The 13,060-nt window shown below is 72.8% G+C and carries 11 protein-coding genes; 6 read left to right on the top strand and 5 right to left on the bottom strand.

Features of this window, described 5'->3' with window-relative positions:
- Position 1: 1 nt before the first annotated feature.
- The 4 genes from ACH4TP_RS18495 to ACH4TP_RS18510 all read left to right on the top strand — a co-directional run bounded on the left by ACH4TP_RS18495 (position 2) and on the right by ACH4TP_RS18510 (position 6,924).
- Positions 2 to 1,966: an FUSC family protein gene (locus ACH4TP_RS18495; protein ID WP_398438551.1), complete on the top strand. Its 1,965-nt coding sequence runs from the start codon at positions 2 to 4 to the stop codon at positions 1,964 to 1,966.
- Between the two features lie 218 nt (positions 1,967 to 2,184).
- The gene (locus ACH4TP_RS18500) at positions 2,185 to 3,660 is read left to right on the top strand and encodes an APC family permease (protein WP_398181297.1); all 1,476 of its coding nucleotides are present in this window, start codon (positions 2,185 to 2,187) and stop codon (positions 3,658 to 3,660) included.
- Positions 3,661 to 3,736: 76 nt separating this feature from the next.
- Positions 3,737 to 4,726 (top strand): hypothetical protein, encoded by a 990-nt coding sequence (locus ACH4TP_RS18505; protein ID WP_398181294.1) that lies wholly within the window; start codon positions 3,737 to 3,739, stop codon positions 4,724 to 4,726.
- 395 nt (positions 4,727 to 5,121) lie between these two features.
- Complete coding sequence (locus ACH4TP_RS18510) at positions 5,122 to 6,924, top strand: VWA domain-containing protein (protein ID WP_398438552.1); 1,803 nt, start codon at positions 5,122 to 5,124, stop codon at positions 6,922 to 6,924.
- Here the strand turns inward: ACH4TP_RS18510 and ACH4TP_RS18515 are convergent.
- Complete coding sequence (locus ACH4TP_RS18515; protein WP_398438553.1) at positions 6,921 to 8,009, bottom strand: sensor histidine kinase; 1,089 nt, start codon at positions 8,007 to 8,009, stop codon at positions 6,921 to 6,923. The two genes, ACH4TP_RS18510 and ACH4TP_RS18515, sit on opposite strands and share 4 nt — an antisense overlap.
- Entirely contained in the window at positions 8,006 to 8,662 is a 657-nt protein-coding gene (locus tag ACH4TP_RS18520; protein ID WP_389222777.1) for a response regulator transcription factor, read from the bottom strand. The genes ACH4TP_RS18515 and ACH4TP_RS18520 overlap by 4 nt, the downstream gene beginning before the upstream one ends.
- Positions 8,663 to 8,733: 71 nt before the next feature.
- Between ACH4TP_RS18520 and metG the strand changes: the two genes are divergently transcribed.
- Complete coding sequence (gene metG, locus ACH4TP_RS18525; RefSeq protein ID WP_389222775.1) at positions 8,734 to 10,341, top strand: methionine--tRNA ligase; 1,608 nt, start codon at positions 8,734 to 8,736, stop codon at positions 10,339 to 10,341.
- Positions 10,342 to 10,434: 93 nt separating this feature from the next.
- Here metG and ACH4TP_RS18530 read toward each other — a convergent pair whose 3' ends face one another.
- On the bottom strand, positions 10,435 to 10,788 hold the full coding sequence (locus tag ACH4TP_RS18530) for a DoxX family protein (RefSeq protein ID WP_389222773.1): 354 nt from the start codon (positions 10,786 to 10,788) through the stop codon (positions 10,435 to 10,437).
- 220 nt (positions 10,789 to 11,008) lie between these two features.
- Between ACH4TP_RS18530 and ACH4TP_RS18535 the strand changes: the two genes are divergently transcribed.
- Positions 11,009 to 11,755 carry a hypothetical protein gene (locus ACH4TP_RS18535; RefSeq protein ID WP_398438554.1) on the top strand — a complete coding sequence of 249 codons (747 nt, stop codon included), beginning with the start codon at positions 11,009 to 11,011 and terminating at the stop codon, positions 11,753 to 11,755.
- A gap of 87 nt (positions 11,756 to 11,842) precedes the next feature.
- Here the strand turns inward: ACH4TP_RS18535 and ACH4TP_RS18540 are convergent, their stop codons facing one another.
- Both ACH4TP_RS18540 and ACH4TP_RS18545 read right to left on the bottom strand, forming a co-directional pair.
- Positions 11,843 to 12,055: a DUF397 domain-containing protein gene (locus ACH4TP_RS18540; RefSeq protein ID WP_398181280.1), complete on the bottom strand. Its 213-nt coding sequence runs from the start codon at positions 12,053 to 12,055 to the stop codon at positions 11,843 to 11,845.
- Positions 12,052 to 12,927, bottom strand: a complete 876-nt coding sequence (locus ACH4TP_RS18545; protein WP_398181278.1) for a helix-turn-helix domain-containing protein — start codon at positions 12,925 to 12,927, stop codon at positions 12,052 to 12,054. The genes ACH4TP_RS18540 and ACH4TP_RS18545 overlap by 4 nt, the downstream gene beginning before the upstream one ends.
- Positions 12,928 to 13,060 lie beyond the last annotated feature (133 nt).

A 13,060-nucleotide genomic window follows, 5' to 3' on the forward strand; every position in this document is an offset into this window, starting at 1 on the left:
CATGGCACGTCGCACGGCACGGAGCGCGGGACCCGCACGGATCGCACCGCCCGCATGGCTGACCGCCGGGCTGAGGCCCGCGCCCGCGCCGGTCCCGTGGGCGGCCGTCGTCCGGGCGGCGGTCGCGATGTCCGTGCCGCTGGCCGTGGGGCTGGCCGCCGGGAAGCCGGCGTACGGGGCGCTCGTGTCCATGGGGGCGCTCTCCGGGGTCATCGGGGACACCGCCGACGCCTACCGGATGCGGGTCTTCAACATCGCGGTGCCGCAGCTGTTCGGGGCGCTCGGGGTCACCCTGGGGACGCTGGTCTTCGGGGAGGGCTGGATCGCCGTCGCCGTCGTCACCCTCGTCGCCCTGGTCTCCGGGATGATCTCCTCGATCGGCGCGGTCGCCTCCGTCTCGGGGCTCCTCCTGCTGCTCAACGCCGTCGTCGGGGCCGGTCTGCCCATGCCCCACCCCTGGTGGAAGGCGCCCCTCCTCCTCACCCTCGGCGGCCTGTTCGTCCTCGTCCTCACCCTCCTCGGCTGGCCGGTGCGGCGGGCCGCGCCCGAGCGGGAGGCCGTCGCCGGGACCTACCGGGCCGTCGCCGAGCTGTACGAGGCCACCGGGACGGCCGCGTACGACGAGAAGCGGCAGGCCGTCACCGCCTCGCTCAACCAGTCGTACGACCTGGTGCTCGCGCGAAGGGCCCGCCAGCACGGCCGGGCGGGCTCCCTGGTGCGGATCCTCGCCCAGCTGAACGTCGTCATCCCGCTCGTCGAGGCCGCGCCCGCCGCCCATCTGCGGGCCCAGCTCTTCGGCCCGCTGCCGCCCGAGATCCCGGCGGCCGTGCGGGAGCTCGCCGACGCCGTCGAGGAGGGGCGCACCGGGGCGCCCGTACTCGCCCTGCCGACGCCCGAGCGGCCCGCCGAGAAGGCCGTGGACCACGCCCTGCGGCACGCGGCGGCCGTCGTGCACAAGGCCGACCCCGACGTGTACAACGTCGACGACCGGCTCGGGCGGCCCGCCGCGCTCCGCGTCCGCGCCCGCCGGGCCGCCCGCGCCGTCCTGTTCTCGGAGGCGTCCTGGCGGTACGGCCTGCGGCTCGCGCTCTGCATCGGCCTCGCCCAGGCCCTGGTGTCCCTCGTCCCCGTCCCCCGCTCGTACTGGGTCGCGCTCACCGTCACGTTCGTCATGAAGCCCGACTTCGGCTCGGTCTTCTCCCGGGCCGTGCTGCGCGCCGCCGGCACCGCCGCCGGAATCGTCCTCGCCGCCCTCGTCCTCGCCGAAGTGCCCCGGGGCTGGTGGGACGTTCCGGTGATGGCCGTGCTCGCGGCGCTGATCCCCGCCTCCTCCGCGAAGGGGTACGCCTTCCAGACCGCGGCCATCACCCCGGTGATCCTGCTGCTCTCCGACATCCTCAACCACCAGGGCTTCGACCTCGTCCTGCCCCGCCTGTACGACTCGCTCATCGGCTGCGGGATCGCCCTGGTCGCCGGCTATCTGCTCTGGCCCGAGTCCTGGCACTCCCGGGTCGGCGACCGGCTCGCGGACGCGGTCGCCGACACCGCCGCGTACGTGCGGCAGGCCTTCGGGGGCGAGGAGGACCACGGCGGCAGGCTGCGGGCGCGGCGGAAGCTCTACCGCGATCTGTCCACCGTCCGCTCCGAGTTCCAGCGGGCCCTGACCGAACCGCCGCCCACCGGCCCCCGCGCCGCCGCCTGGTGGCCGCTCGTCGTCGCCGTGGAGCGGATCGTGGACTCGACGACCGCGGCCAGGATCCGGGTCGACCACGGTGCCGCCGCGCCCGATCCGGCGGAGGTCGCCGCCGTCGAGCGGGAGTTGAGGGAGCTCGCGGACGGACTGCGCGGCACCGACACGCTCGTGGAGGTCCGCGCGGAGCTCCCCGGCGACGAGAACGGAGTCCTGGCACCGCTCCGCCGGGAGGTCGGCGCGGCCCGCGCCATCGCCGGTCCCGACCTGCGGTAAACCCCGTTCCGGGGGCGCACGGGAGGACTTACCGGCGGTCACGGAACGGAACCTTCCCCACCGCCGTTACCGGAATCCACCCGGGCGACTACGATGCGCTCGATTCACCCGTGATCCGCGCCCGCCGCCGCCGGCAACCGGCCCGGCGAGCACGCCACTCAGCCGTGCCCTGCCCCGCCTCGCCCCGCCTCAGCCTCCCCGCTCCCCGAGGACCCGCCATGCGCACCACCACGAACAGAGGTCTCCAGCCCAACGTCCTCGGCACCTTCGACACGATCGTGATGGCCGTCGCCGGCAGCGCCCCCGCCTATTCGCTGGCCGCGACCACCGCCGTCCTCTTCGGCGCGGTCGGCCTCGCCGGACCCGCCGCCCTGCTCTACTGCGCGATACCGATGCTCGGCATCGTCCTCGCGTACGCCCGCCTCGGCCGGATCGACGTCAACGCCGGCGCCGGATACTCCTGGGTGGGCCGCACCCTCCACCCCTTCCTCGGCTTCCTCTCCGGCTGGGCCCTCGTCTTCGCCGCCACCGTGTTCATGGTGGCCGGCTCGCTGCCCGCCGGCACCCTCACGCTCTCGCTGATCAGCCCCGGGCTCGCCGACTCGACCCCGCTCGCGGCGGCCGTCGGCGCCGGCTGGTTCCTGATGATGCTGCTCGTCGTCCTGGGCGGCGCCCGGCTCACTGTACGGGCGCAACTCGTGATGTCCGGCGTCGAGATGCTGATCCTGCTCGGCTTCGTCCTGGCCGCCGTCGCGCACCGGGGCCGGGCGACCGCCTTCGACTGGTCCTGGTTCGCCCTCGACCACTTCCACGGGCCGGACACCTTCGCCGCCGGGGCGCTGATCGCCGCGTTCTACTACTGGGGCTGGGACGTCACCAGCAACCTCAGCGAGGAGACCCGCGACAGCCGCCGCACCGCCGGACTCGCCGCGCTCGTCGGCGTCGGCTTCGTCTTCCTCCTCTTCGAGGCCTTCACCGTCGCCGTCAACGTCCTGCTGAGCGCCGAGGAGATCCGCGCCGCCGGACCCAACGTCCTCGCCGTCCTCGGCCAGGAGATCTGGCCGGGCGTCGGCGGCAAACTGCTCGTCGCGGCCGTCCTCCTGTCCACCGTCGCCACCCTGGAGACCACCCTCCTCCAGGTCACCCGCTCGCTCTTCGCGATGGGCCGCGACCGGACCCTGCCCGCCGCGCTCGGCCTCGTGCACCGCCGCTGGAACACCCCGTGGGTCGCGGTCGCCGCCGTCGGCGGCGCCGCCCTCCTGATGTTCGCCGCGGCCGCGGCCGCCGGCTCCGTGCAGCGCATCCTCAGCGACGCCGTCGCCGCGATCGGCCTCCAGATCGCCTTCTACTACGGCCTCGCGGGCATCGCCGCGATCGTCGCGTACAAGTCGGTCCTGTTCCGCTCCGTACCGAACTTCGTCCTCGGCGGGCTGTGGCCGATGCTCGGCTCCGCGTTCATGCTCTGGGCCTTCGCCGAATCGCTCAGCACCCTTTCCGCGACCGCCGTCACCATCGGCCTCGGCGGACTGCTCCTCGGCGTCGTCCCGCTGCTCGTGTACTGGCGCAAGGGCAGCGACTACTACCGCCCGGCCCGCCTGGACGCCGTCCGCGCCCTGGAGGCGGCGGCGGGCTCGGCCCCGGCCACGCGCCCGCGTACGGGAGCCCGCGACAAGAACTACGCGACGGACTTCTGACCGCGCCCGTACGGACGCGTCGACTTCCGACGCGGCGACCTCTCCCCACGGCAGCCGAACCCGAAGGAGGCCCCCGATGGCCGTACGCCGACGCTCCTTGCGCCCGGCGCGCCCGGAGCGCTTCGCACCCGACTTCGACCCGGACTTCGGGGACCGGGCGCTGACCGAGGCGCGCCACGACATCGTCATCGGCCGCTGGCAGGGCGTACGGGACCTGCTCGCCGCCACCGGCACGCACTGGGCGCGCCGCACCCACCGGCTGCGGCTCCTCTCGCACGCCGCCGCCGGCAGCTCCACCGTCGAGACCTGGCGGGCCGCCGAGCCCGGCAACCCCGACGCCGCCGTCCTGCGGGCCGCGACCGAGGTGGTACGGGTCTTCGACGCGGCCATCGCGGCCGGCCGGGGCGCGACCATCGAACGGGGCCGGATCGACGCGGCCGTCGACGCCTGCCGGGGCGCCGCCGAGGCCGCGCCGGAGGACCCGATGCCCTGGGTGTCGATGCTCTCGGTGGCCAGGCTGTACGAGGGCGGGGTGCCGCGCCGCGAACTGCGGCACTGGTTCGACGAGTTGCGGCGCCGCGACCCGTACAACACCGAGGGACACATCCAGGTCCTCCGCTACTGGTCCGCGCGGTGGCACGGCACGCACGGCAGCATGTACGACTTCGCCCGCGACGCGGCCGGCGTGGCGCCGCCCGGCTCCCCCCTGCCGGTCCTGGTGCAGGTGGCCCGCGTCGAGGAGTACCGCTACATCGCCGACGGGGCGCTCGGCCGGGGCCCGGTCCGCGGCTTCGACCAGCACTGGAAGCACGAACTGGCGGTGACCGAGCTGCGCCGCACCCACGCCCGCTGGATCGGCGAGCGGGAACCGGGGCAGCCGGTGGCCCCGGAGGAGATCGGCGACCTCAACTTCCTCGCGCACGCGGCCTGCTACGCGGGCCAGGTGGAGATCGCGCGGGAGCTGATGAGCCTGCTCGGCACCCGGGCGGCGTGGGTGCCGTGGGCGTACACGGGCGACCCGGAGGAGCAGTTCGTCAGATTCAGGGAGGGCCTGGGGGTGGAGTGACTCCCGGGCTCCTCGACGAGAGCAATGCTATGGGCGTAGATCCGCACCGGGGCGGCGCCGGAGTGAACGCCGCGTGAATGCACGACGACCGGGGCCGACCGGGTCATCGGAAGGGGAGGGGGTGGCCGCTAACCTTACGTGTCCGCCCTGGCCAGGGATGAAACGTCCCGAAACCCCCAGTACGGACATTCACACTGCACCCCTCACTCATGCGAAAGGGTTCGCCCATGGGTATTCGGAGCATGCTGCGCAAGGTCTTCGGCCGGGACCGCGAGGAATCCCCGGCAACCTCCGTCCCGCCCCAGACGCGTGAGACCCCGGAAACGGCCACTGCGCCGGAGCCTGCGGCTGCGGTTGCGGCTACCGCTTCGGCTTCGGTGGAGACCCCGGGTGCGGTGGAGACCCCTGCGGCTGAGGAGGCCCCCGCTCCCGAGGCGACCCCGGCCGCCCCGGAGGCCCCGGCCGCCCCGGTCGCCTCGGAAGCGGCTGCGCGCCGGGCGGCGGACGACCTGGTCGCTGCGGCCTTCGACAACCCGCAGATCCCCAAGGCCCGGACGGCTGAGGCCGAGGTGACGCCTGCGGCTCCGGCCGAGGAGCCGGAGGCTCCCGCCGAGGCCGTGGTGGACGCGCCGACGGCGCGGGACGCCGAGGAGCCGAAGGCTGCCGCTGCGGAGCCCGCCGCCGAGGCGGCGGAGCCGGAGGCGGACGCTGCGGACGGGCCGCAGGCCGAGGCCGTCGTCGCGGCGGAGCCGGAGACGGCCGCCGTCGTGGACGCGGACGCGTCCGAAGCCGCTCCGGAGGAGCAGGAGGCGGCCGAGCCCGCCGCCGACGTCGTCGCGAACGCCGACTCACCCGAGCCCGCTCCGGAGAAGCAGGAAGCGGCCGAGCCCGCCGCCGACGTCGTCGCGAACGCCAACGCACCCGAGCCCGCTCCGGAGGAGCAGGAAGCGGCCGAGCCCGCCGCCGACGTCGTCGCGAACGCCAACGCACCCGAGCCCGCTCCGGAGGAGCAGGAGGCGGCCGAGCCCGCCGCCGACGTCGTCGCGAACGCCGACGCACCCGAGCCCGCTCCGGAGGAGCAGGAGGCGGCCGAGCCCGTCGCCGACGTCGTCGCGGACGCCGACGCACCCGAGCCCGCTCCGGAGGAGCAGGAGGCGGCGGAGCCCGTCGCCGACGTCGTCGCGGACGCCGACGCACCCGAGCCCGCTCCGGAGGAGCAGGAGGTGGCCGAGCCCGCCGCCGACGTCGTCGCGAACGCCGACGCACCCGAGCCCGCTCCGGAGGAGCAGGAAGCGGCCGAGCCCGCCGCCGAGGCCACCGAGCCCGGGGCGGGCGCCGCCGACGAGCCGCAGGCCGAGGCAACCGCCCCGGCGGCGGAGCCGGAGGCCGACGCCGCCCCCGAGCCGGAGGCCCAGGCCGACGAGGCCCCGGCGGACACGCCCCCGGCCCCCGAAGCCCCCGCCGACGAGGCCCCGGTAGACGAGGCCCCGGCAGACGAGGCCCCGGCAGACGACCAGGCCGACCAGGTCGCCCTCACCCCCGCCCTCTCCCTCTCCTCCCTCAAGGCCGCCGCCCCGCACCTCGCGGACGCGTACAAGGCGGCCGGGGCGCAGCTGAAGAAGCAGGGGCTGACGGGGGCGCGGGCAGCCGTGTACCTGGTCGTGGACCGGTCGGGGTCGATGCGCGGGTACTTCAAGGACGGTTCCGTGCAGCGGCTCGCGGAGCAGGTCACCGCGCTGGCGGCGCACCTCGACGAGGAGGCCACCGTCACGACGGTGTTCTTCTCGACGGACATCGACGGCACGGTCGACCTGACCCCCGCCGAGCTCACCCCCACCCGCGTCGACGAGATCAACGGCACGCTGGGCCGCCTGGGCCGTACGAACTACCACCGGGCCGTCGAAGAGGTCCTGGCCCACCACGAGAAGAACGACCCGGCCCGCCCGGCGCTCGTCGTGTTCCAGACGGACGGCGCCCCGGAGTCGAAGACGGCCGCGACGCAGGCGCTCGCCGAGGCGGCGGACCGTCCGCTGCACTGGCGGTTCGTGGTCTGGGGCGAGGAGGACAACAAGGCCTTCGACTTCCTCCGGAAGCTCGACGGCACGCCCCGTACGGCGACGTACTTCGCGGGCGTGACCCCCGTCGAGACGGCGCACACGGCCTTCTACCGGGGCCTGCTCGCCGACCTGGAGTTCTAGGAGCCGACGGCGGGGGTGGCGGTGACCGGCAGGGTCACCGTCACCACCAGCCCGCCCCCGTCCCCGGCGCTCCGGGCGACGGCCCGCACGGCGCCCCCGTGCGCGAGGGCGATGGACCGCACGATGGAGAGCCCGAGCCCCGCGCCGGGCCCCATCCGGTCCCGCCCCTCCCCCCGCCGGAAGGGTTCGAAGAGCCCGTCGACGTCGTCCGGCGGGACGACCGGCCCGGTGTTGACGACGGTCAGGACCCCGGGCGCCTCGACCCGTACGCGGACCTCGCCCCCCGGCACGTTGTAGGCGACCGCGTTCGCGACGAGGTTCCGTACGAGCTGGGCGAGCAGCACCCGGCTCCCCCGTACGACACCGCCGTCTCCCCGCACGCACGCGTGCGCGTACTCCTCCTCGACGACGTCGCCGAACCGCACGTCCTCCCGTTCGGCGAGCCCGCGCTCGCTCCGCGCGAGGAGCAGGAGCCCGTCGATGAGGCGTTCGCTGCGAAGGTTGCTGTCGAGCAGGACCTGTCGCACGTCGCAGTTGTCGTCGAGACCCACCTGGATGGCGGCGCGCTGGGTGGCGAGCGGGGTGCGGAGCTCGTGGGAGGCGTTGGCGATGAACCGGCGCTGGCTGTCGAAGGCGGCCTCAAGGCGTCCGAGCAGCGCGTCCACCGTGTCGCCGAGCTCCTTGAGCTCGTCGTCGGGCCCCCGCACGTCGAGCCTCTCGTCGAGCCCGGAGAGCCGCCGGGCCCGAGCGGTCATCTCGTGAACGGGCCGCAGCACCCGCCCGGCGGTCCACCACCCCACCACCACCGCGCCGCAGGCCACCACCAGCAGCGCCATGCAGGACCACATGAGCATCTGCTCGCCGGCGGCCCGGCTGACGTCGTCGCCGATCCGGTACGCCTCGACGACGGCGACGTCGTCCGCCCCCGCCACGATCGCCTCGGCATCGGCGTCCGTACCGGCCCTGACCAGCAGGTTCACCAGGAGCAGCAGGACGGCTCCGAGGACGAGGAAGACGCCTCCGTAGACGAGCGCGATACGGGTACGGATGGTGGACCCGGCCCCGAGAAGCCCGGGGCGGCTCACAGCACGTACCCCACGCCCTGCACGGTCCGGACGAGCCCCGGCTCCCCGAGCTTCGCCCGCAGCTTGCTCATGCAGACGCGCACGGCCCCGGTGAAGGGGTCGGCGTGGGCGTCCCAGGCGCGTTCGAGGAGCTCCTCGGCGGAGACGACGGCACCGTCGGCCTCCAGGAGGATCTGGAGGACGGAGAACTCCTTGGGGGAGAGGTCGAGGTCCCGCCCGTCGCGGACGGCGGTCCGCCGGACGGTGTCCACGACGAGCCCGTCGCGTTCGAGGAGGGGCGGCAGGGCGGGCCGGGCGGAGCGCCGCCGGAGCGCGCGGACGCGGGAGACCAGCTCGGGGAAGTCGAAGGGCTTGCCGAGGTAGTCGTCGGCGCCGAGGTCGAGGCCCTCGACGCGGTCCTCGACGGCGGCGGAGGCGGTGAGCATGAGGATCCGCGTGGGCGATCCGGCGGCGACGAGCCGCCGGGCCACGTCGTCACCGTGTACACGGGGCAGGTCCCGGTCGAGGACGAGCACGTCGTACGCGTACAGACCGATCCGCTCCAGGGCGTCGTCCCCCGCGTGGACGGTGTCGACGGCGAACCCGGCCCGCCGCAGGCCGGTGGCGACGAGTGCGGCGAGGTCCCGCTCGTCCTCTGCTACGAGTACACGCATGGCGCTCATCATCCACAGCCCCGGGTTTACTGATGTGAGGGGATCTACATCCGCCCGTTAGGATTTCGACCATGGCGGCCACTGGATCCGAGAAGCAGGGGGCGAAGGCGTTCTACGTCACGACCCCCATTTACTACGTCAACGACGCTCCTCACCTGGGCCACGCCTATACGACCGTCGCAGGCGACGTGCTCACGCGCTGGCACCGTCAGCGCGGCGAGAAGGTGTGGTACCTCACCGGCACGGACGAGCACGGTCAGAAGATCATGCGCACCGCGGAGGCGAACAACGTCACGCCGCAGGAGTGGTGCGACAAGCTCGTCGAGGAGGCCTGGAAGCCCCTCTGGGAGCACCTGAACATCGCGAACGACGACTTCATCCGCACCACGCAGAAGCGTCACACCGACCGCGTGCAGGAGTTCGTGCAGGACCTGTACGACAAGGGCGAGATCTACAAGGGCGGGTACGAGGGCCCGTACTGCGTGGGCTGTGAGGAGTACAAGCTCCCGGGCGACCTCATCGAGGCCGAGGACGGCACGAAGCTGTGCCCGATCCACAAGAAGCCGGTGGAGATCCTCAAGGAGGAGAACTACTTCTTCAAGCTCAGCGAGTACGGCCCGAAGCTCCTGGAGTTCTACGAGGCGAACCCGGGCTTCATCCAGCCGGAGTCGGCGCGCAACGAGGTCGTGAACTTCGTCAAGCAGGGCCTGCAGGACCTGTCGATCTCGCGGTCGACGTTCGACTGGGGCATCCCGATCCCGTGGGACGAGAAGCACGTCATCTACGTGTGGGTCGACGCGCTCCTGAACTACGCGACGGCGGTCGGCTACAACGAGAACCCGGCGAAGTTCGAGGAGACGTTCCCGGCGAACACGCACCTCGTCGGCAAGGACATCCTGCGCTTCCACGCGGTGATCTGGCCGGCGATGCTGATGGCGCAGGGCCTGCCGGTTCCCGGCCGGGTCGCGGCCAACGGCTGGCTGATGGTCGGCGGCGAGAAGATGTCGAAGTCGAACCTGACGGGCATCAAGCCGCAGGACCTGACCTCTCACTTCGGCGTGGACGCGTACCGCTGGTACTTCCTGCGGGCGATCGCGTTCGGTTCGGACGGCTCGTTCTCGTGGGAGGACTTCACCGCCCGCTACACGAGCGAGCTGGCGAACGACTACGGCAACCTCGCCTCGCGCGTGGCGGCGATGGTCGGCAAGTACTTCGGCGGCGAGCTGCCGGCCTCGACGGCCGACGGCGACGCGGAGAAGGCGATCCACGAGGGCCTCGCCAAGGCCGTCGCGACGGCCGACGCGAAGATCGGCGAGGAGCTGGACTTCCAGGGCGGCATCCTGGCGATCTTCGACTTCGTGAAGCAGGTCAACGGCTACATCACGGAGCAGGAGCCGTGGAAGGTCGCCAAGGACGACTCGCCGGAGGGCAAGGCCCGCCTGGCGACGATCCTCTACACGGCCGCGGAGTCGCTCCGCGCGGTGGCGGTCCTGCTGAACCCGATCATGCCGGAGACCTCCCAGGCCCTCTGGGAGTCCCTCGGCGCCGAGGCCTCCCTGGGCGCCCTGGCCGACCAGCCGGTGCAGTCCTCCGGGACGTGGGGCCTGCTCCCGGCCGGCGCGACGGTGACGAAGGGCGCGGTGCTGTTCCCGCGCCTGGAGGACCCGAAGAAGGACTGACGTCCTGACGCCCTGACGCCCTGACGCCCTGACGCACGAAGAAGGCCGCCGTCCCCTGCTCGCAGGGGGCCGGCGGCCTTCTCGCTGCCCGCATCACCAGGTCAGGGCGAGGGCGGCGACGGCGGGCGCCATGTAGACGACCGGGAAGGGAGCGTGGGCGTACGCACGGGCCCGCAGCACGGTGATCACGGCCCCGGTGAAGTACAGGATCAGCCCGATCGCGGCGAGCGTCCCGATCACCGGGACGTAGAAGCCGACGACGAGCCCGACCGCCCCGGCCACCTTCGCCGCCCCCAGCCAGTTCCACGCGGCCCGCGGCACCCCGTACTGGGCCAGCGGCTCGACGGTGAACTTCGCCTTGAAGAAGATCGACGCCCCGGAGAACCCCGCCATGAACGCGGCGACGGCGGTGACGACGATGGCGGTGGTGGACATCTCGGCGAACATCTCGGGCTCCTTCAGCTGCCTCTTCCGTATCCGCCTCGACCGAGCCGGACACTGCACTGACGGACCCCGGACGGGATGTGTGACAGCCGTCGGAAAAAACTTCTCCGGCCGCGCACGGGGCCGGAACGTGACGCACCCGGGGAGCCGGCCTTGCGAGCCCGCGCGGCCTGGCACCAGCCTGTTCCCGACCGCAGCCGAGACACCGACCCGGGAGGGCCACGTGCCTGCCTCCGAGAACCCCGCCCTCTTCAGCAGGCTCCAGGTCTACGAGGTCGTGGGACCGGGCGAGGCCGCCGACGGAGGCCTCTGCATCGTCCGCTGCGTCGGGGGCACCGCCCGCGTCGGGCAGGTCTTCGTCCTGGAGCGCGACCAGGACACGGCGGGACCGGAAAACACGCTCGTCCTCGACCGCATCGAGAAGTACCGGCAGCCCCTGGAGTCCCTCGACCCCCCGCACAGCGCCGCCGTCCTCCTGTCCGGCGGCCCGCTCGACCGACTCCGCGCAGGGGACGTCCTCGTCTCCCACCCGGCCCCCGACTGGCACCGCAAGCTCGAAGCGAGCGGCCTCCGCGTCCTGGACCTCGACCGTGCCTCCCACCTCCCCGACGTCCCCCGTGCCCACCGCGCCTTCGCCGGCTACGAGGTCAAACCGACGGTCTCGGTCAGCCGTGACCTGCCCGACGCCGCGGCCGAACTCGACCGCCAGTGGAACTCCCTGACGACCTCCGCCCACCTCACGGACCCGGCCGGCGAGTTCTGCATGCTGGCCCCCGGCCCCGGCTCCCACGACATCGGCTGGATCCGCGTCAAGGACCCCATCGGCACCAACCTCCCCTCCCGCATCCTGGCCGCCACCGGCGACCCGGAGTTCCTGACCGTCTCCGTGGACGGGCAGACCATGTGCGCGGTGTCCGACGAGGAGTACGACCACTGGATCGTCATGCACCACTTCTCTGACGAGAACTGACGAGCCCGCCTGCTGGGGCCGCGCGTCGAGGACATCGCCCGCGCCCCCGCAGCCCGCGTGAGAGCGGGCTGCGGGTTCCCGCGTCCGTCAGCCGCCGACGACGGCGTACGAGACGAACCCGGCCCACGCGCCGGGCGTGAGCGCGAGCTGCGGGCCGCCGATGTTCTTGGAGTCGCGGACGTGGACGGTGGCGGGGGTGGCGGCCACCTCGACGCAGGACTCGCCATCGTTGCCACCGCTGTAGCTGCTCTTGAACCACGCCAGTTCGGAAGCGTCCCTGGCAGAGGCCTTGCGAATCATGTTTCTCCCAGCAGTTGCTCGATGAGGGCCAGCGACTCCCGTGGCGGGAGTGCCTGCGCCCGGATGGTGCCATATCGCAGCTCAAGGATGCGGAGCTGCTTGAGGTCGGTCACCGGACGCCCGCCGAACGCACCGTCGGAGCGCCCCACCGCCGTACCGTCCGCGAATTTCAGCAGTTCGATCCTGCCGTCCAGACCGGAGTGCACCTCGCAGTGCATCGGCATCACCTGAAGCGTGACATTACGCAAACGGCCCACCTCCAGCAGACGTTCGAGCTGCCTCCGCCACGCCATTGTGCCTCCGAGAGGGCGCCTCAGCGGAGCCTCTTCCAGCACGAAACCGATCGCGGGGGCGGGATCCCGCTCGAAGACGGACTGCCGGGCCACCCGAGCGGCCACCATCCGCTCCACATCGCTCTGCGAGTACGGAGGCTGCGCCGCCTCGATGGCGGCCCGGGCGTGTTCCGAGGTCTGCAACAGGCCGGCGATGATGTTGCACTCGTACACCCCGATCTCGACCGCCGTGGCCTCCATCTTCGCCAAGGCTCGGACCTTCTTCGGGTACCGCACCTTCGCGACGTCGTCCTTCATCGCCGCGATCAGCCCACCCGCGTCCAGGACCTCGTCGGCCTTGTCCAGATACTCGGGCCGGGGGATCCGCTTCCCGCCCTCGATCTTGTAGACGAGGTCCTCGCCGTAGCCGACCGCGATCCCGAAGTCCACGGCCCGCATCCCCACCGCTTCCCTCCGCAGTCTCAACTGCCGTCCCACGGTGGCGATGACGGCCAGTCCCCAGTCGTCGTCCGGGTCGACCTCCCACCCCGGCTCGTCCGCCTCGCTCTTGAGCTTCCGCACGCCGTCGTCCACCGACATACCGCACCCTTCCCTGGCCCCGTTTCATGGCGCGACACCCCTACCCTCCGCAGGCCTCCGGACAGGCCGGACAGCAGTGGACAAGCCCCGGACAGTGACCCTACGCATCGGAGTCGTCACTGTTCACGGTAGC

The sequence above is a fragment of the Streptomyces sp. NPDC021012 genome (assembly GCF_044333355.1).
GTDB lineage: Bacteria > Actinomycetota > Actinomycetes > Streptomycetales > Streptomycetaceae > Streptomyces.